Origin of the sequence: Aliiglaciecola lipolytica E3, assembly GCF_000314975.1 — a bacterium.
Classification (GTDB): Bacteria; Pseudomonadota; Gammaproteobacteria; order Enterobacterales; family Alteromonadaceae; genus Aliiglaciecola; species Aliiglaciecola lipolytica.
The window spans coordinates 142,408-161,926 of sequence record NZ_BAEN01000038.1 but is presented as its reverse complement, the minus strand read 5'-3'; the positions used below and the strand labels follow the sequence as shown (position 1 = coordinate 161,926).

Sequence of the window (19,519 nt, the reverse complement as noted above, 5' to 3'; positions counted from 1 at the left end):
TAAATAACCATCCTAATTAAAGATCCCAATTCGCTTGTTTGCATGGCTTCATTTTTTATCGAGCTAGCTTAGAGCTGATTCTATTTTGGCTTAAAAAAAGCGATGGTTTAAATTTGCTGTACCCAATTATCAAACGCACTTTGCAACACTGATAGCTGTTTTGATGTTATACGTTCAATATCATTGATGTTGATGACTTTACATCCGTTATTATTTTCTTCTAGTAATAAACGAGATAACGTTTTTGGCTGTGTATCCATCAAAAATGCGATCAACGCCCAGCTTGTCGCATACATCTTGGTACTTTGAGCGTTCCATTGGTGCTGATTTACATTAAATAACTTACTCAATGAAACAGCCCCATTTCGTCTAATATGTGCTAACCAGTGGTTCTTAGAATAAGAATTCATTTGGCTTGATTCTGCATATTCAGCAATACCTTCATTGAGCCATTTACTCATATGACCAAACCAATGACGATTAATTGAGTGCATGGCCTCATGTACCGCTGTATTTACACTTTGTTGTTCGTTTTGCATTAAAACCACAGACTCATTTATACCACTTGAATAAAATCCGACTGCCGAATTTAAAGAAGGGGCTATACGTTGCTGATATTTTTGGTAGGTATGTTTGTTGTTGAAAATTCTAAAGTTGATCGTAACAGGCTTAATTAATTCTTTAGGCGTAATTTGTGCAAATAAGGCTTTGTTTGCCATTACCCGCTCGTGAATTTTCTGTTTAATATCGAATGAAGGAGGAGCGCTTATGTAGTTAATTGACAGTTGTTCAGCAGGAATAGTACCTATTACTGAAACAAGAGTGGAACTATCAACTCGACGAGGCTTATCACTAAGGTGGCGAATTCCATTACCGTCTATCCAGGAGTATATTTTTTTACTTGCGGATTCAGGCCGTTTATCTGTACAAAATGAACCGTGGATGGACAACTCAGCATGATTAATTATGTTTGTTGATCCAGTCAATTTAGCGTCTTGTTGTTCGATAAGGTTCACTTTTTCTGCTTGTGGGTTTTCAATTTTATCAAACGTGACATTTAGCTTGGAAGTGTTGTCGTCTTCATTATCAAATAGCGCTCCAATATTCGCTTGCAGGGTTGAAAACCAATCTGGCAAAGCAAAGCGGTCTCGACCGATGTAAAAAACAACTATGGAGTTAACAACGATAAGCAATAAAGCAATTCCGAGCCTTAAATACCGCTTTTTGTATATAAACATAAATATCCTTATGACATGTCTATGGCACAAACAAAAAATTTAGAATTAAGGTAAATATCACCAAATCTGAGCGTAAATAACTAGCCTCTAAAATAAGCCATGTTATTTAGAAAAATACGTAATTTAAGCTTAAATAACGGTATTTTTTATCTGTAAAAGAACACTTTTATGTTTAGAGGAATTTGCTAAGTTTTAGATAAGGGCAATTTAATTCTGCTAGTAAGTATTTTTTCTGCTCAATAATCGAATAGTTAGATTTCAAGTTTTAACCTGTTTTCAAAATTGGTTTAGCTCCGTAAACATTCTTTCAAGACTTCGTCAACAAGCCTTAACTTACTCTACAAGCTCAAAGGTCCCAGTGTGAGATAAGTCTAGATCGTGTTTTTCGTGAATAAAGGTACAAATACCTTCTTTGTTAGTCACGAAATTAAAGGGAAATATTGTTTGAAATGGGATAGGCTTTTTATTTCCTAAACTATCTTCCAACTCTATAATATTAGATTGTTTGTATATGATAATTTTTTGAATTTGACTAAAGTCAGTAGAATCGTAAAAACATACGACAGGTTTCCCTCGAAATAAATAAATTGATGAAACATTCAGATAATATTCAACTTTATTATTGTTGAGATCAATGTTTTTGAGTTTGCGAAAGCCTCTATGTGTAACCGCATGGTAATTGTGTCTCCATTTTTCTCTATCATCTAAATCATGTAAGTTTTCTATATTTTTGTGCGCCCAATTGAGTTCTTTAGCTTTAAGCATTTGTATATCGTCCACATACCATAAACAAGGGGATGCGTAAGGAGAATAAATCGGCCCATAATCATATATCACCACCACACCTATTGGCGCTTTACGAAAATAAGATAGTTCAATTTCTAACTTTGAATAGTTTCCTTTAAAGTAGAAGTCCCCTCGCTCTACATCTCCTAGATTCTTAAATACAACGCAAAAGACAGCCGAAAAAAGGCTAACATTCATAATTGCTAAAAGAATCTTATCTACTTGAGTTAAATCATAACTTAAACCAAAGCTGATCCCTGACGCAGTAACTATGCCTGAAAACAACATGTCAGGAATGCCTAGGAAAACCATAATGCTAAACTCTTGGAATAGTTTTAATGAGAATGTAATCTCACTATTTAATAGGAAAAAAATGGCAGTCGACAAAGCGAGTGAGTTATCCATTAAATCAAAGAATTTTGTGCTGTTAAAGCGAATCGTTTTGAAGGTTTTATCGGTTGGTAGATTAGCCACATAGGCCTCGAACCCATTAATTACGAAGTCTATCATTAACCGTTTATACCATTTGAGATCTTTGTGTTTTTCAACCGTTTTTTTGAAGTCTTCCTGTTTAATTGACTTCATTACAAAGGTTGTTAGCCACTTTCTTGGGGAAATGGTAATTAGTCCGTAAATTACCGCTATAGCCATAAAAACTATGTAAATTTGGGTGAGTAATTGAAGGTCATATGTATTAAAAATAGAGAAAATAGCGACATAAAAATTGAGTAATAAAAGGGGAATTGCTAACGTTAAGATGACTTTGATAGGAAATATGTACTTTTTCGTTTTTTGATAAGACGTGACAACTTTAATCATCCCTATATCAATGAAGAACCTTCTTTCAACGAAAGCATTTATCGTCGTGTTTTGAATTTCACCTTCCCTAATTAGCATCGTCAAAATCCTTTTTAATTATGTTATCGCGAAACAAGTTAATCACGAACGTGCATTGCATAATTAGATTATATTTAGATTGTTTTTTCTACAATTAATAATGAAAGTGAAAATTTTAAGGGAGCTCTAATAGGCAAAGCAAAGTGTAACAACAGAATACGGTGAAGAGTTTATTTAAAACCAAAGTTAAACTACATTGAGATTGACAGAAATAAATGCACAAATTATTAATCACTATATAAGAATTGGTCACCTTTTTTATGCGGGTTAACCTTCTATAATTATTCTAGATTAACTAAAGTAATTTGGTAGCATCTAGCTATTTTGATGAATAGGAGAAAGTCATATGGAAACGATTGAAAATGAATCTACAATAGCAACATTTGATGAATTTTTTAATCTGGTGTTTGATGTTTTATTTTTATCTTATCGCTCAAGTAAATTGCTTTTTCCAATAGAAGTGAGAAGCGAATTTGAAGAGGCATGTTTAAAAGAGTTAAAAAAAGGAATCGAAACTAGCCAGGAAAGTGAAACAATTGATGAATATAGAGCGTCATTTTCAGCTTATTTCAACGATAGTTTAACAAACCCTAAAACAGATCTTGAATATGAGGCGATTGCAAAAGCGGGGCTTGAAGAAGGAAGCACAGAACTAAATTTTAAGTTTGCAGAAATTAGTCGATCTAATTCAATATTTCATCAGCAGGGTGGGATTATGAATTTAAAAAATTTATTAAGTAAAGTTTCCATTCTTCTAAAAAGTATTGTTGGCGCGATACCTGTATTGGGTTCGAGTTTGCAAGAATTAATAGACTTTATTAAAGAAATGTTTGAAGAATTACATGGTCGCAATTTCTAAGTGATACTGCTCTGCTGTTTGGTTGAAGCAAATAATTAGCGTGTAAACGAGCGTGCAATTTTCTGTTTGCTTAGTAGCATTGTGTCGACCCCCAAATTTTAAACTTTTCACGAACCTGAGATTGTCAACGACCATTACCGAACGCTAGAGCATAAAAAAACCCTGTTAATCACCGTTTTTAGCGGCTTTGGCAGGGTTTTCGTCGTTCGTCGAACTTAAATTTGGTGGAGCTGGCGGGACTTGAACCCGCGTCCAGAAAGCTTCAACTGTTGGTACTACATGCTTATTTTGTCATTTTTTTAACTATTTCGAACTCCGACAAACAGGATTTCTCATAGCTGTCCCGATACTATTTCGCGGTTCAACCTCGGACAAGTTTCCCTCGCTAGTCTATTAGTATGACCTTCCAAACCTTCACGAATAGACGACGGCTGAAGTGGAAGGGCCTATACAGGTTATTAAGCTGCTAGTGCGTAGTTTTCGTCGTTTGCGACTATTTTTTTGCGGCTTTTTAAAGAGGCAAACCGCACCTCTGCATGCACCTCGAGCATCCCGAATCCTGTCGAATCCAAAATCAGCCCCTATGTAGTACTTTTTTCAAGTGGGAGAATAATAACACATCCTTCCTGAAAACAATATGTGGGGACAAAATATTTTACTTCAAGTGGTTGAGTTTCAAACGATCGTCGTCAATTAAATTGTACTGTTTCAATTTCCCAATTGGGCAATGCAGTGAAACCTAGTTTAAATGCTTCATGTGGTTTTCTTTCTGTAAGCAGGTGAATTAGACTGAGGCTTGGTTTTTATTATTTTCCAATGGTTGTGCATTCGCTTTGCCATTGGCTTTTCTAAAATAAGAAGTGTGTTATGTCAAAAGAAGTATTCGAAACATTTACGTTGCCCTCAGGTGTAAAATTAAAAAATCGTTTAGTCAAAGCGGCCATGGAAGAAAATTTGGCCAACACAGAGCAATTGCCAGACGAAAACCTGTTTAATTTGTATGAAGCATGGGCGCTAGGTGGCGTTGGCTTAATAATTACAGGAAATGTCATGGTTGATCATTTGGCAATGACAGGCCCTGGTGGAATGGCACTTGAAGAACACACAGATATTTCGTCCTATGAAGTATTAGCACAAAAAGCTAAACAAAATAATACTAAAGTGTGGATGCAAATTAATCATCCAGGACGACAGGTTTTTAAAAAACTGGGTGGCAAAGCATTATCTCCTTCAGACATTGCCCTTGATATGGGTAAACATTCAAAATTATTTAGTCAACCCAAAGCAATGAGTGAGGAGGAGATAGAAGAGGTTATTCAGCGTTTTACAATTACGGCCAATTTAGCTAAGCAAGCCGGTTATGATGGAGTAGAGGTTCACGCTGCTCACGGATATTTGTTAGCACAATTTTTATCTCCATTGGTAAACAAACGATCTGATAAGTGGGGCGGAAGCCTCGAAAATAGAGCAAGGTTATTATTGGAGATTGTGCGCGCAATCCGTCAGTCTTGCGGTGATGGGTTTGCCGTTGCAGTTAAACTTAATTCAGCAGATTTTCAACGTGGAGGTTTTGATGTAGATGATGCATTGGCAGTAGTAAAAATGCTCGAACCTCTCAATATAGATTTAGTGGAGTTATCTGGTGGAAGCTATGAGGCACCGGCCATGCAAGGGCGTACTGCTGATAATAGGACGCTAGCAAGAGAAGCCTATTTTTTAGAGTTTGCCGCAAAAATTGCACAGCAAAGCCAAATTCCTATTATGACTACCGGCGGAATCAAACGTTTACCTGTTGTACAAAAGGTTCTGGATTCTGGCGTCGAATTGGTCGGTATGGCATCTGCGTTAGCTTATAACCCAGAACTTCCCAATCATTGGCAGCAAGTTCCTGGCGTTGTAAGCATGACGCGGCAAGTTGAGTGGAAAAATAAAACGTTAAGTGGATTAGCAAATATGGCACTTGCTAAAAGGCAGTTGCGTCGAATTGCTACTGGAAAAGACGTTAAACTGAATGCTTCGCCCTTGTTTACCGTGATTACAGATCAAATACGTTCGGCTAAATTGACGAAACGTTATCGTCGACAATATAAGAACGAGATAAAATAGGGCTGAGGAATTTAGCCATTTAATATTGTAAGAAAAGCTCGCCTAATACTTTAATCAGGCGCTGTGTTTCATTACCCGTTCTTTTTGACGCGCCCAATCTCGATCTTTAACCGTATCGCGCTTATCGTGGGCGTCTTTACCTTTGGCAAGATAAATTTCAACTTTTACCCAACACTGTTTCCAATACATGGCCGTTGCAATAATCGAGTAACCTTGACGCTCTCTTGCGCCCATTAGCCGGTCAATTTCACGTCTATGTATCAGCAATTTTTTATGTCTATCAGGGTCGCAAACGACGTGACTGGATGCTTGATTTAGCGGTGTTATTTTACATCCTTGCAGGAAAGCTTCGCCGTTGTGAATATTCACAAAACTATCGGTCAAATTGACCTTTCCAGCTCGAATACCTTTCACTTCCCAACCTTGTAATTCAATTCCTGCTTCGATTTTATCTTGCAGGTGATATTCATGCCGGGCCTTTTTATTTAAAGCTATGGTATTGCTTTGATTTGATTTAGCGTTCTTTTTCTTCATAACGGCGGATTATATCAGGCCCATTTAATTTGTCTGTAGAAGAGTTAAAAAATAGTTGTAATTATATCGATGAACTATCAAAAGTGCGTATTCATGGTAAACTTCCTTTAGTGATAGATAGGTTGTGATAAGGAAAATGAATGGCAAGTGTTCATCGCAGTGCGCTAGTAGCATTTAGCGCAGAATCGATGTTTGATTTAGTCAATGATGTAGCTTCGTATCCAGAATTTTTGCCCGGTTGCGCACAAACTAAAGTGTTAGAACATAACGAAAACTCGATGAAAGCTGCTGTATTAATTGCTAAGGCGGGTGTGAAGCAATGGTTTACCACTTTAAATATGTTAGAACGGGGTAAAGCGATTGAAATGAATTTAGTGGAAGGGCCTTTCTCACACTTGTCAGGTGGCTGGTCCTTTACTGCGTTAGCAGATGATGCATGTAAAATCGAATTGAAGTTAGATTTCGCTTTTTCCAGTCGGTTAGCGGAAATGGCATTTGGCAAAGTGTTTAACGCAATTGCAACTAACATGGTGAATGCGTTCACGGCTCGGGCGAAAGAGGTGTATTTGTGAGTGAAACACAAATCTCCGTTGAAGTCGTTTATGGTTTACCCAATGAGCAAGCACTGATCAAATTAGTGGTAGAAGAGGGGCGAACAGCGGAAGAAACTATTCAGGCGTCTGGAATTCTGCGTCGTTTTCCCGAAATTGATCTTTCAAAAATGAAAATTGGTATTTGGAATCGGACTTGCAAACTCACAGATACGCCTAGAGATGGGGATAGAATTGAAATTTATCGTCCACTAATAGCTGATCCAAAAGAAGTTCGTCGCTTACGAGCTGAAAAAGCGAAAGTAGAAGGGCGAGCAGATAAAGTCACCGGCGGAAGGGTGAAAACCTAGTTAGATTTTGTCGTTTTTAGTTACCAATATTCGTCGGTTTACAATTAGATACTTACTCGTTTTCAGTATCCTCAACAGCGAATAGAATTAGATGCTGAGGCACTTTTGCAGTATTGATGAATATGGTAAGCCAATAAAATGTATGGCTGGATAAATTCCATCCCAAATATAACCTAAACGCGATTTCATTGTGCTGTATTTTTGAGAGGTACGAGTAGCGTTTACTTAAAAAGATAATATTAATGGCAATTCAGTGGTACCCCGGGCATATGCATAAAGCCCAAAAAGAAATCAAAGATGTGTTACCCAGCGTTGACTTGGTTATTGAAGTTCTTGACGCTCGCATACCTTATTCGAGTGAAAATCCTGCTATTAAGCAATTGCGTGGCGACAAACCTTGCATAAAAGTTCTCAGTAAAACTGATTTGGCAGACCCTGAATTAACGCTCAAGTGGCAAGAATACTTAGAACAAGAGAAAGGCGTTCGAACTTTTCCTACCACTACAGAACAACCCGCAAAAATTAAACAAATTGTTGATTTGTGCAGAAAAATGCTGCCCGAAAAAGATGCTGGAATTAAGTCAATCAATACTATGATTGTAGGCATTCCCAACGTGGGGAAATCGACACTTATTAATACATTAGCAGACAGAATTATTGCTCAAACAGGGAATGTGCCTGCCGTAACCAAAGTGCAACAGCGAATTAATTTGGGTAGCGGAATCGTGTTATTTGATACGCCTGGAATACTCTGGCCGAAAATTGAAAACCCAAATAGTAGTTATCGGTTGGCTGCATCTGGAGCAATAAAAGATACTGCGATGGATTATGAAGATGTCGGCTTTTTTGCTGCTGACTATCTAATTAAAGCATACCCAGAATTGATGAAAGAGCGATTTTCACTGGAATATATTCCGTCTACCGAAATTGAATTTTTAGAAGCTGCAGCCGCTAAACGTGGTGCATTGCGCGCCGGTGGTAGAGTAAATTTACATAAGATTTGTGAGGTTTTAATCAACGAATTGCGATCGGGTAAATTAGGTAGAATTACCTTGGAAACTCCATCAATGGTTATTGCCGAAGAACATCAAGTTGCTGAACTCGCTGCGCAAAAAATACTGGAAAAAGAACAACGCAAACAACGCTTTAAAGATGGATCAGCAACTCCAAATAAGCGCGACTTGAAAGATCAAAAAAGAGAAGAAAAACCAACTAAAAAGAAACGAAGACGTTGAAGTACGTGGCTGTTTTTACTAGCGTGATTGTGAATTTCTGTTAAGTTAACGAGTAAAGGTTTGTTATCTATAAGTCTAATTTCAATATATTGGAATTAACGTTAATCTAGATTATGGTATAAAATTCGATGTGCCTGATACTGAGCGGATTAAACAAATATCAACGGGAATCATGTGGAAAAGACAGTACTTTTTGCTAGACAACCTATTTTTGATAAAAACTGCACTATGGTCGCAAATGAGTTGTTGTATCGAGGAGATGCATTCGATAACTCATCAGACGATAAAAATTTAGTTGCCACACGCGATTTACTCGTTAACGTATGTACTTCTGTTATCAACGATAATATTAACTTAGATTTACCCATGTTGATCAATGTTGATATGGACTTTCTTGAAGCAGATTACTTTTTCCCTGTCCCTCCCCACAATTTGATTTTTGAGATTTTAGAGACGGTTGAGCCAACCGAAGCCGTTTTGAAAAAGGTGAGTCAGCTGCGCCGCTTAGGCTATGAATTTGCGCTTGATGATTATGTCCTTGAACCTTCCAAAGACGCACTGTTCAAATATCTTAAAATTCTTAAGATAGACTTGCTAGATATTGACTTCGCTCAACTCGAACTTGCTTTTCCAAGACTTAAAAAGGCTGGGTGTTTATTGCTTGCTGAAAAAATTGAAGATCAGCAGATGTTTGATAAATGCGTGGCAATGGGATTTGATTTATTTCAAGGGTATTTTCTTGAAAAACCTTCAATTGTTTCTGGTCAAAAAATTGATGGCAATAAAAATTCATCTTTGCAGTTAGTCGCAAAACTAAGTCGTTCTGACATCGAAGCGACTGAAGTCGCAGAAATCATTTCTCGTGATCCAGTGCTCACAGTGAAAATTTTATCGTTAATTAACTGTCCAATTTATCAATTAGTTCGAGAGATTAAATCGGTAAAAGATGCTGTTGTAAGATTAGGCTTGAACGTGGTGAAACAGTGGGCAATGATTTTGACTTTAGCTTCCCACTCTTCACAACCTAATGAATTATTTAGAACCTTATTAATACGCGCTAAAACATTGGCATTATTTTCTGAAAGCCCAATAACCGGAGGAGTCAAAACTGATTCTTCAGAAAGTTTTTTAGTCGGACTATTGTCTGGGATCGATGCAATCTTTCAAGCAGATATAAAAGAGATATTGGAAAAGTTAACCTTAAGTGATTCAATTAAATCAGCTCTTTTATATAACGATAATGATTTGGGAAAATTACTTGAAAACACCATCGGCATCGAACGTTTGGACGAAAAAGTGTTTGCCCGCCTGTCCAAACAAGAGATAGAGTTGTTTAGAAAATGCTATCAAGAAGCCTTAAAGTGGGCCGATGAAGTCATGAATTATTTGGAGTAGGCGCACTTTAGAGTTTAGATGTATTCTAAAATCGTAATCCTAATGCAGCACATAAAAAAGATTGAAAAGGCTGGGCTCTTCCAAATTTTCTGGCCACCTCTTCACACAAGTTTGGACTAAAAAGAAATTCATTGTGGAGGCGACTTACTGCAATGAAATCCTTGCGTTTTATATCCTCGATTAATGGATGATCTGGGTCAAATCCTTTTGGTGCTCTGACTAGAGACTCTCCTTCGAGCTCAAATATTTCTTTAAAAGGTGAATGCTGTATTGCATCTCTAAAAGTATCTGGTTTTAGAACTATATGATCACGAATTTTTCTAAGTGATTCGGGGTCAGGTCGCCATGTACCAACGCCTAAAAAAACATTGTCCGGCTCTATGTGCAGATAAAATCCAGGTGCATGTACGTCTTTACCGATTTCGTGTTTAAACTGAATACCCACATTGGTTTTGTAAGGTGATTTATCTTTCGAAAAGCGCACATCTCGGTATGGCCGCATCATTGAGCCACCTACTTTTTTAGCCGTGGCTTCATAGTGAGGTGAGATCATTTTGATCCAACTATCCATTTGTTGAATAAACGCTAGGGTAGGTGTTCTTACTTTATCTTCGTATTCTTGTTTGTGCTCTGCAAACCAATTTTTATCATTGTTAGCGGCAAGTTGTCTTAAAAACGTAATTATGCTGGGATCAAAGTGAGAAAACATTGTCATATTCCTAGTATTTACGTCTTTGCAGACCGGTTTCAGCTAATATTTTTGCAGACATTTCTTCAATTGAAAATTTAGTACTATTAATAAAAGGTATTTTTTCTTTACGATATAAATTTTCTACTTCTCGTAATTCCATTCTGCATTGTTTCATTGATGCGTAGCGACTGTTAGGGCGTCTTTCTGAGCGTATAGAGTGTAACCTCTCTGGCACAATGGTTAATCCAAACAGCTTTTTCTTGAAGCGTCTCAAAGCAGCTGGAAGTTTTAAAATGTCTCCCATATCTTCTTCGGTAAACGGATAGTTTGCCGCTTTGATACCATATTGTAATGCCAGATATAAGCTCGTCGGCGTTTTGCCTGAGCGTGATACGCCGCACAAAATAATATCAGCTTCGTGATAATCTTTAATGTTCGATCCATCATCATTTGCTAACGCATAATTTACCGCATCAATTCGAATATCGTAGGTTTTTTCGTGGATGCTATGGGTACGATGTTTTTCTGGCATGGATGGTACACCTAATGCTTTTTCTAGCGGTGCAACAAACTGATCAAGAAAGTTGTAATTGATACCCACTGACTTGGCGATCATTTTTCTAACATCTGTATTTACGATGGTATAAAACACCAATGGACGCAGCCCAGACTCCTTAAAAGATTCGGAAATTTTATTTAGTACTTTTTGGGCTTGTTGTTCAGTTTCTACGAATGGTTCAGTGTAATGTTTAAATTCTACTGTGAAAAGTGACAGCAAAGCATGCCCAAACACTTCAGCAGTAATGGCTGTACCATCAGATATGTAAAAAGCTGATCTCACTACAATTCCTTAACAATGTTGTAATTTAATTACAGAAAAAAATTAAATTTTACTTTCGTCTTTACACCATTCTAAAATCCCTGACGCAAAAAGCCAGAAGGTGAACAAAATAAAAATCGTAGGTACCTATCTGAGTATTTTATTGCAACAAAACTTAATCCGTTTGCGTTTTAGCAATCGACCCCAGGACAAAAAACTTTGAGGTGTTAGCAGTGCAAGAATATGTACTTTGGTATGAGCAATTGGGAATGGATGATGTAAACCGTGTGGGCGGGAAAAATGCATCTTTGGGCGAAATGATTTCAAACCTGTCAAATGCAGGTGTTCAAGTTCCAGGAGGCTTTGCTACAACTGCATATGCGTTTAATGAGTTTTTGGAGCAAAGTGGACTTGAAGCACGCATCCACGAAGTACTTGATAGTCTAGATGTTGACGACATAGACGCACTTGCTCAAGCTGGTGAAAACATTCGTAACTGGGTTATTGAAACCCCATTTTTGCCAAAACTCGAGCAGGAAATTAAAACTGCGTTTGAGAAGTTACAAGGGGACGCGGGTAGCGAAGCGTCATTTGCTGTGCGTTCATCCGCGACAGCTGAAGATATGCCGGACGCTTCTTTTGCCGGTCAGCAAGAAACTTTCTTGAACGTCAAAGGTTACGATTCCGTTCTTGTTGCTATCAAACATGTGTTTGCCTCTTTGTTTAATGATCGCGCCATTTCATACCGTGTTCACCAAGGTTACGACCACAAAGGTGTGGCATTGTCTGCGGGTATCCAGCGTATGGTGCGAAGTGATGTCAGCTCGTCTGGTGTCATGTTTACAATCGATACAGAATCAGGATTCGAAGATGTTGTATTTATCACCTCGTCTTATGGTCTAGGTGAAATGGTAGTACAGGGGGCTGTCAACCCGGATGAATTTTACGTACATAAACCAACACTAGATAATGGTAATCCAGCGATTGTGCGCAGAAACATGGGCAGTAAATTAATTAAAATGATTTACTCGCCAGATTTATCACATGGTAAGCAAGTAGAAATTGTTGATGTTGAAAAATCACAAAGTTTAGAATTTTCGATTACTGATCAAGAAGTCATGGAGCTGGCCAAACAAGCACAAATAATCGAAAAACATTACAAACGTCCAATGGATATTGAATGGGCGAAGGATGGTACAGACGGCAAGCTTTATATAGTGCAAGCGCGTCCAGAAACGGTTCGTTCGCGTGAAGATATTCAGGTCATTGAAAACTTCCAGTTGAAAGGTAAAGCCAAAGTTGTCACCGAAGGCCGTGCAATCGGTCATAAAATTGGTGCTGGCGAAGCCAAAGTGCTGAGCTCAATTGATGAAATGGGTAAAATCCAACCAGGCGATGTGTTAGTGACCGATATGACAGATCCTGACTGGGAACCGATAATGAAAAAGGCCGCTGCCATTGTTACTAATCGCGGTGGTAGAACCTGCCACGCGGCAATTATTGCTCGCGAGTTGGGCATTCCAGCAGTAGTAGGTTGTGGCAATGCCACTGATTCTATTGAAAGTGGAGATAGAATTACGGTTTCCTGCGCCGAAGGTGACACTGGTTTCATTTATGATGCTGAGCTGGAATTTGATGTTGTTACTTCGCGTATTGATGCAATGCCTGATATTCCGTTAAAAGTGATGATGAACGTAGGTAACCCAGATAGGGCATTTGACTTTGCTCGATTGCCTCACAAAGGTGTCGGCCTTGCGCGCTTGGAATTTATCATCAACCGAATGATTGGTGTACATCCAAAAGCACTGTTAGATTTTGACAATCAACCCGCAGAGTTAAAAGAAGAAATTTCAGAGATGATGGCCGGATATGCTTCACCAGTTGAATTTTATATTCAAAAGTTGGTTGAAGGTATCTCAACGATTGGTGCGGCTTTTTCACCAGAAAAAGTGATTGTACGCATGTCGGACTTTAAATCGAATGAGTACTTTAACTTAGTCGGTGGTTATCAGTACGAGCCAGATGAAGAGAATCCAATGCTTGGGTTCCGTGGTGCGAGCCGTTATATTTCCGATGACTTTAGAGCTTGTTTTGCTTTGGAATGCGAAGCAATTAAGCGTGTTCGAAACACGATGGGACTGACCAATGTTGAGATCATGATCCCGTTTGTTCGCACCGTTGGAGAAGGTAAAAAAGTCATTGAATTGCTTGCAGAGCAGGGGCTAGTGCAAGGTGAAAACGGCTTGCGCGTCATTATGATGTGCGAACTTCCTTCAAATGCGTTACTTGCAGATCAGTTTCTAGATATCTTTGACGGTTTCTCTATTGGTTCAAATGATTTAACCCAGCTTACGTTAGGTTTAGACCGTGACTCAGGTTTAATTGCGCATCTGTTTGATGAACGAGATGAAGCGGTTAAAGTACTGTTAAGTATGGCAATCAAAGCGGCTAAAAAGCGTGGGAAATATGTCGGTATTTGTGGTCAAGGTCCATCAGATCACGAAGATTTAGCGGCTTGGTTAGTGGAGCAGGGTATAGATAGTGTTTCACTAAACCCAGACACCGTAGTGGAAACCTGGTTATATTTAGGTGAAAAGCACAGCTAAATGTAATAACGAATTAAGATCAAAAGGCAGGTTTATCCTGCCTTTTTTATGTGATTAACGATATTTTCGGTTAAGTATATATCTGTCTAATTTTCTAGCGCTGATTGTCATGCCATTTTGACATTTTTGCAGCCATCTTCTAGCTAGCGGAATATCATAACTAAGCAATAATAACCCACCTAGCAAGAATAATATTGAGCCTGGTAAAATGGCAAATACCACTCCGATGGCTGACAACACTGCACCTAATGTAATGCGAATTGTTTTTTTCATTTGAAATCTCTTTTACTCGTTCAGCAATGTCTCATCGTTATTGCAAGTATTTTGCTGCGTAAGGGTTAAACATTATCTATCTATGCGTAAAGTATAAACTGCATGTAGATAAACTTCTGTTTCGGCTTGTAACAAGGTGTGTAAGAATTAGGTTAACTGAGGTTACTCACCGAAGAAGGAGCATGCTTCGCATTGTTCGATTTACCAAAGTGTTTTGAAATGCACTTCTGTAGCACTTGCCAATAATTATTGGCGATACAATCAAAACCGTCGTACATCCCACGTTGTTTAAACAGTTTATGTGCTTTTTCAAGATTATGTGCAGGTATATTCTGGTGAATATGATGTTCTAAATGAAAGTTTACTTGATTTGGACTAATTAATAACCGAGTTAGTGGACCTGCAAGTGTTGTGCGCGTATTAAGGCGCGGATCTAACGCATCAATATCGGTTACAGCGCCATGTTCCCCCATTATTCTTATTCTGCTTAGTAGCGGGTACACGAAAATGTAGGCTGCCCAAAACGCAGTATAAGTCCACAATATTCCAATACTATATAAGAAAAGTATCATGGTTCCATGCATTACTAAATTTGGGATACGCTTATGCCAATTTGATACGCTAATTTGATAAGCTAATTCCTTAACGCCATTAACTCCACTTACATCTCGCAGTAGTTTACGAGTCATACTGGCTGGTGTGGCTGGGTAATTAATGACAAATATCTTGTCAGGATCTTTATCCGTTCCGGCAAATCGATGGTGTTGCCCATGACCTTGTTGAAATGCTTGAAAATCGACAAATACTAAACTTCCCAAAAACCAACGACCGACTGTTTGATTAAGTTTTTGGTTTCTAAACAGTGTGTTGTGACCCGCATCGTGGTTTAGGATGGCAAGGCCTAAAATGCGTCCTCCTATCACCCAACTACAGCAAATAAACGTAAACCAATGAGGAAAAGTGACTAAAATAAGCAAAGCAAGCGAAATCAATGCATAGTTAACTAAAACACGATACCATCCGATTAAATCGGAAGTTTGGCATAGGGCTTTTAGTTCTTCAGAAGAAATATAATCTGATAATTTTACCAAAGTCGTTTGTCCAGATTTAGACACCTTCTCCAAGGTATAACAAAAAATACAAATAAAGCAAATAATTTGTTATGAAACTGAATTATGAAATTGCGCTTGAACGGCTTGCGACGGATAGCGCAGATAAAAAAGTATTGGAATTGTTAAGTGCAACTAAAGGGTTTCAGATTTCTGAACTTACCAGCCTGTCCGCTAAACAATTATTAACTATTGCTGAAAAGTTAGATATAACTGAAGCATCCATGCGCATGGCTTTATCTAGACAAACTAAGCAAGGCAAACTGATCCGTAACAAAGGGAAATATGCGCTAGCTAAAAGCCTCAATCCATTTGTATTGCCTAGATTCTGGTTAGATATCAAACATCGAAAAATGCATTGGTGCGGTGACTGGTTACTGATAAATCAAGGTGACCTAAAATTAAACCCCACTATTTTGCGTCGTTTAAATAATAAAGCAGAATTGCTTGGACTGAAGTTTATTCAATCTTTAGGTTGGGTCAGGCCAAATAATTTAGTTGATTTACGTGAAGAAGTGCTTTTTCACTTCAATGCAGTTATTGAACAGTCTGGTTTGTTAATTTGTTATCTAAAAGAAATTGATAAGCAGTGGTTAGCGCAGCTTATGCAAAGTTGGCCGGTTCAACAACTTAATCAATTTTATACTGACGCGTACGAAATGATTTCAAACGAATGTGATTTAATTGCTAAAGCGACAGATCGTGAAGTATTGATTCGAAGTTTTGCCATTGGACGTTTGTTGGTAGAGAACTTGTCTAAAGATCCTTGGTTGCCAGCTGAAATGATTGACGAATCCGCTAGAACCAGGTTAATCGATCAATCTGTTGAATATTATGAACAAATTAAGCCAGCGTGGCTAAAGGTTATGGTTTGAAACTAACCCGTTAAAGTTTGATTAGTTTCCACTAAATCAAATACATATAATTTATTTTGAATGAATGTAGGTAAAGACTTTGGCATCCAGTTATAATATGCCAAATGCAATTTGGACGTGTAAAGCAGTGACAATGTTACCGAGTATCGACCCTCAATCCGCTCTTGAAAATCATTATCAGATGTATCTTGAAGACTTAAAGTCAGCAGGTTTTTCAGGAGATATAGAGTTTAGTTATGCGAGTCGACTCGCAGTCGCAACTGACAACTCAATTTACCAAAAACTTCCGCAAGCAGTGGTATTCCCAAAATCTACCGATGATCTGTCACTAATCGGTCAAGTGTCGAATCAATATGACAATGTTAAATTTAGTGCTCGGGGAGGCGGAACGGGTACTAATGGCCAGTCTTTAACAAGTGGCATTATTGTAGATGTATCTCGTCACATGAATGAAGTGCTTGAAATAAATGCCCAAGAAGGCTGGGTAAGGGTACAAGCCGGTGTAGTGAAAGATCAATTAAATGATGCGCTAAGACCTTTTGGTTTTTTCTTTGCACCCGATCTGTCAACCAGCAATCGTGCGACCATTGGCGGTATGATCAACACTGATGCATCAGGCCAAGGCTCGTTGGTGTACGGAAAAACCAGTGACCATGTACTTAGCTTAACCTCTGTATTAGTTGACGGCACGATAATTCAAACTCTGCCTACTGACATTGATGAAGCAAAAAATAGCTCTATTGAAATACCGTCTTTAGCCAAAATAACTGAGCAGTTAATTGCAACGTGTGTCGACAAACGCGCCCAAATAGTTGCCAAATTTCCTCGTTTAAATCGTTTTTTGACCGGTTACGACCTCGAACATACTGTTTCTGATGATCTAACACAGCTCGACATTAGTCGTGTGATAACCGGGTCGGAAGGCTCGTTAGTATTTGTATCAGAAGCAAAACTTAATATTACCCCCATTGCTAAATGCAAAGCTTTAGTTAACATCAAATATGATTCCTTCGAGTCCGCTTTACGTCACGCGCCTCATATGGTTGCGGCCAATGCAACATCAGTTGAAACAGTCGATAGCAAAGTACTCAATTTAGCTAAACAAGATATTGTGTGGCATTCGGTGAAAGATCTAATCCAAGATGTGCCTGGCAAGGAAGTGCTAGGGCTGAATATGGTTGAGTACAACAGTGAAGATAAAGCAGAAATAGAATCTAAAATTGCGCAACTTAGCCAAACCCTAGACCAAGCTCAGGAACAAGGACTAAATGGCATCATTGGTTATCAATTGACTTATGACGTAGCGGATATCAATCGGATTTATGCCATGCGTAAAAAGTCAGTGGGTTTATTAGGAAAGGCTGATGGTTGGAAAAAGCCAATCCCTTTTACTGAAGATACCGCAGTCCCGCCTGAGAACTTAGCTGATTTCATCATGGAATTTAGAGCGTTATTAGATAGCAAAGGTCTTTATTACGGCATGTTTGGTCATGTTGATGCAGGTGTACTGCATGTGCGTCCCGCCCTTGATATGTGTGATCTCAAACAGCAAGAAACGATGCAGCAAATCTCCGATGAAGTAGTGGCATTAGTTTCCAAGTATGGTGGACTAATGTGGGGGGAACACGGAAAAGGTTACCGCAGTGAATATGGTCCGGAATTTTTTGGTGAAGAATTGTTTCTTGAGCTGCGTAAAATCAAAACTGCATTTGATCCATTAAATAAAATGAATCCGGGCAAAATCTGCACGCCTATCGAATCAACTGAAGCCTTAGTAAAAGTATCTGATTTAAAACGAGGCGATCTGGATAGGCAAATTCCGATCGAAGTTCGTGATTCTTATGCCGTTGCGATGAGTTGTAACGGTAATGCGCTGTGTTATAACTACGACACCAAGTCCACCATGTGCCCTTCAAGCAAAGTAACTCGTGATCGCCGTCATACGCCAAAGGGAAGGGCAGGTATGATTAGAGAGTGGTTACGTTTATTGAGCCAAAATAAAGTGGACGTGATAGCGTTGGAAAAACGTGAAAATGTTCCGTCTTGGTTCGAGCGTCTGCAAAATACCCGTTATAAAGCGAAAAATCCTGATTTCTCTCATGAAGTCTTAGAGGTCATGGAAGGGTGCTTAGCATGTAAGGCCTGTGCCAGCCAATGTCCGGTAAATGTGGATGTGCCTTCATTTCGTTCGCGCTTTTTAGATATCTACTACCAGCGATATTTGCGCCCAGCTAAAGACGTACTTACCGCTAACATCGAAGCAATGGCGCCTTTAATGGCAAAAGCGCCTGCATTTATAAACTTTTTCCAACGTCAGCCTTGGTTAAAAGCGGCAATTAAACGGTATATTGGTTATGTTGACGCACCGCTGCTTTCAGAGCCGTCGTTAAGCAAACGAATGTCAGGACGTCAAACTATGGCGTTTGACATGCAAAGGCTTTCCTCTTTAAACGAAGCGGATAAATCCAAAACGATTCTAATTGTTCAAGACCCGTTTACTAGTTTCTACGAAGCGGAAGTGGTAGAAGCGTTAGTTGAATTGCTACAACTGCTGCAATTTAATCCGGTTTTATTGCCATTTAAGCCCAATGGAAAGCCGCAACATGTAAAAGGCTTTTTAACTCAGTTTGCAAAAACCGCCAAAAATAGCGCTGATTTTCTCAATCAAGTAGCCGAGTTAAACATGCCAATGATCGGCATAGATGGCTCCTTAGTTTTATGTTATCGCGACGAATACAACCGCGTTTTGGGCTCAAAACGTGGGGAATTTCAGGTGCAATTAGCGAACGAATGGTTATCTTGTCAAACGTTGGATAAATCGTTACTTGAAGCCGCATTGGCTAAAACCAAAGATTTGCCCGAGTTTCAGTTAATTTCTCACTGCACTGAGAAAACCAAAATAGCGAATAATGACAATCAATGGCGTACAATTTTTTCTTGGTTCGGGTTAGAATTGAGTGCTATACCGACTGGGTGTTGTGGAATGGCGGGTTCATTTGGCCATGAATTAATCCATCAACAAGAATCAAAAGGAATTTATGATCTAAGTTGGAAAAAAGCTGTAGCGTCTAGTGATAAAAAAACACTATTAGCAACAGGTTATTCATGCCGTAGTCAAGTGGCTAGATTTGACGGTTTTAAGCCAAAACATCCAGTACAGGCTCTGTTAGCAGTTTTACAGAATAAATAATCTA

Annotated in this window: 16 protein-coding genes and 1 other RNA gene; 9 read left to right on the top strand and 8 right to left on the bottom strand. The window is 38.6% G+C overall.

All coding sequences use genetic code 11. The annotated features are described in order from the left end of the window. Positions 1 to 107: 107 nt before the first annotated feature. Together GLIP_RS09940 and GLIP_RS09935 are read right to left on the bottom strand one after the other, a co-directional pair. Entirely contained in the window at positions 108 to 1,238 is a 1,131-nt protein-coding gene (locus GLIP_RS09940; protein WP_008844488.1) for a hypothetical protein, read from the bottom strand. Positions 1,239 to 1,571: 333 nt separating this feature from the next. After that, entirely contained in the window at positions 1,572 to 2,498 is a 927-nt protein-coding gene (locus GLIP_RS09935; RefSeq protein WP_153886311.1) for a hypothetical protein, read from the bottom strand. A 769-nt stretch (positions 2,499 to 3,267) separates the two neighbouring features. Here GLIP_RS09935 and GLIP_RS09930 point away from each other — a divergent pair. Further along, the gene (locus GLIP_RS09930) at positions 3,268 to 3,780 is read left to right on the top strand and encodes a hypothetical protein (protein WP_008844486.1); all 513 of its coding nucleotides are present in this window, start codon (positions 3,268 to 3,270) and stop codon (positions 3,778 to 3,780) included. Between the two features lie 222 nt (positions 3,781 to 4,002). Here GLIP_RS09930 and ssrA read toward each other — a convergent pair. Next, positions 4,003 to 4,362: a transfer-messenger RNA gene (gene ssrA, locus GLIP_RS21675) on the bottom strand. Positions 4,363 to 4,647: 285 nt separating this feature from the next. Between ssrA and GLIP_RS09925 the strand changes: the two genes are divergently transcribed. Beyond that, positions 4,648 to 5,886: an NADH:flavin oxidoreductase/NADH oxidase family protein gene (locus GLIP_RS09925; protein WP_008844484.1), complete on the top strand. Its 1,239-nt coding sequence runs from the start codon at positions 4,648 to 4,650 to the stop codon at positions 5,884 to 5,886. A gap of 54 nt (positions 5,887 to 5,940) precedes the next feature. Here GLIP_RS09925 and smpB read toward each other — a convergent pair whose 3' ends face one another. Further along, a complete protein-coding gene (gene smpB / locus GLIP_RS09920) occupies positions 5,941 to 6,420 on the bottom strand; it encodes an SsrA-binding protein SmpB (RefSeq protein WP_008844483.1) in 480 nt (159 codons plus the stop codon). A 140-nt stretch (positions 6,421 to 6,560) separates the two neighbouring features. Here smpB and GLIP_RS09915 point away from each other — a divergent pair, with 140 nt between their 5' ends. The 4 genes from GLIP_RS09915 (at position 6,561) to GLIP_RS09900 (ending at position 9,951) form a co-directional block, all read left to right on the top strand. Next, on the top strand, positions 6,561 to 6,992 hold the full coding sequence (locus GLIP_RS09915; protein WP_008844482.1) for a type II toxin-antitoxin system RatA family toxin: 432 nt from the start codon (positions 6,561 to 6,563) through the stop codon (positions 6,990 to 6,992). Further along, positions 6,989 to 7,321, top strand: coding sequence for an RnfH family protein (locus tag GLIP_RS09910; RefSeq protein WP_008844481.1), 333 nt, complete (start codon positions 6,989 to 6,991; stop codon positions 7,319 to 7,321). Before GLIP_RS09915 ends, GLIP_RS09910 begins: the two co-directional genes overlap by 4 nt. Positions 7,322 to 7,563: 242 nt before the next feature. Continuing rightward, the gene (ylqF, locus tag GLIP_RS09905) at positions 7,564 to 8,556 is read left to right on the top strand and encodes a ribosome biogenesis GTPase YlqF (RefSeq protein WP_040522563.1); all 993 of its coding nucleotides are present in this window, start codon (positions 7,564 to 7,566) and stop codon (positions 8,554 to 8,556) included. A 174-nt stretch (positions 8,557 to 8,730) separates the two neighbouring features. Beyond that, complete coding sequence (locus tag GLIP_RS09900) at positions 8,731 to 9,951, top strand: EAL and HDOD domain-containing protein (RefSeq protein WP_008844478.1); 1,221 nt, start codon at positions 8,731 to 8,733, stop codon at positions 9,949 to 9,951. Positions 9,952 to 9,976: 25 nt separating this feature from the next. Here the strand turns inward: GLIP_RS09900 and GLIP_RS09895 are convergent, their stop codons facing one another. Together GLIP_RS09895 and ppsR are read right to left on the bottom strand one after the other, a co-directional pair. Beyond that, positions 9,977 to 10,660, bottom strand: a complete 684-nt coding sequence (locus tag GLIP_RS09895; RefSeq protein WP_008844477.1) for a DUF2461 domain-containing protein — start codon at positions 10,658 to 10,660, stop codon at positions 9,977 to 9,979. A gap of 10 nt (positions 10,661 to 10,670) precedes the next feature. After that, positions 10,671 to 11,483: a posphoenolpyruvate synthetase regulatory kinase/phosphorylase PpsR gene (gene ppsR / locus GLIP_RS09890; RefSeq protein WP_008844476.1), complete on the bottom strand. Its 813-nt coding sequence runs from the start codon at positions 11,481 to 11,483 to the stop codon at positions 10,671 to 10,673. 212 nt (positions 11,484 to 11,695) lie between these two features. Between ppsR and ppsA the strand changes: the two genes are divergently transcribed. After that, the gene (gene ppsA, locus GLIP_RS09885) at positions 11,696 to 14,068 is read left to right on the top strand and encodes a phosphoenolpyruvate synthase (RefSeq protein WP_008844475.1); all 2,373 of its coding nucleotides are present in this window, start codon (positions 11,696 to 11,698) and stop codon (positions 14,066 to 14,068) included. Positions 14,069 to 14,122: 54 nt separating this feature from the next. Here the strand turns inward: ppsA and GLIP_RS09880 are convergent, their stop codons facing one another. Together GLIP_RS09880 and GLIP_RS09875 are read right to left on the bottom strand one after the other, a co-directional pair. Beyond that, positions 14,123 to 14,341: a tellurium resistance protein TerC gene (locus tag GLIP_RS09880; protein WP_008844474.1), complete on the bottom strand. Its 219-nt coding sequence runs from the start codon at positions 14,339 to 14,341 to the stop codon at positions 14,123 to 14,125. Between the two features lie 152 nt (positions 14,342 to 14,493). After that, positions 14,494 to 15,456: a fatty acid desaturase family protein gene (locus GLIP_RS09875; RefSeq protein WP_008844473.1), complete on the bottom strand. Its 963-nt coding sequence runs from the start codon at positions 15,454 to 15,456 to the stop codon at positions 14,494 to 14,496. A 47-nt stretch (positions 15,457 to 15,503) separates the two neighbouring features. Between GLIP_RS09875 and GLIP_RS09870 the strand changes: the two genes are divergently transcribed. Both GLIP_RS09870 and ydiJ read left to right on the top strand, forming a co-directional pair. Continuing rightward, the gene (locus GLIP_RS09870) at positions 15,504 to 16,325 is read left to right on the top strand and encodes a phenylacetic acid degradation operon negative regulatory protein (RefSeq protein WP_008844472.1); all 822 of its coding nucleotides are present in this window, start codon (positions 15,504 to 15,506) and stop codon (positions 16,323 to 16,325) included. 133 nt (positions 16,326 to 16,458) lie between these two features. Further along, positions 16,459 to 19,515: a D-2-hydroxyglutarate dehydrogenase YdiJ gene (gene ydiJ / locus GLIP_RS09865; protein ID WP_008844471.1), complete on the top strand. Its 3,057-nt coding sequence runs from the start codon at positions 16,459 to 16,461 to the stop codon at positions 19,513 to 19,515. The last annotated feature ends 4 nt before the right edge of the window (positions 19,516 to 19,519 follow it).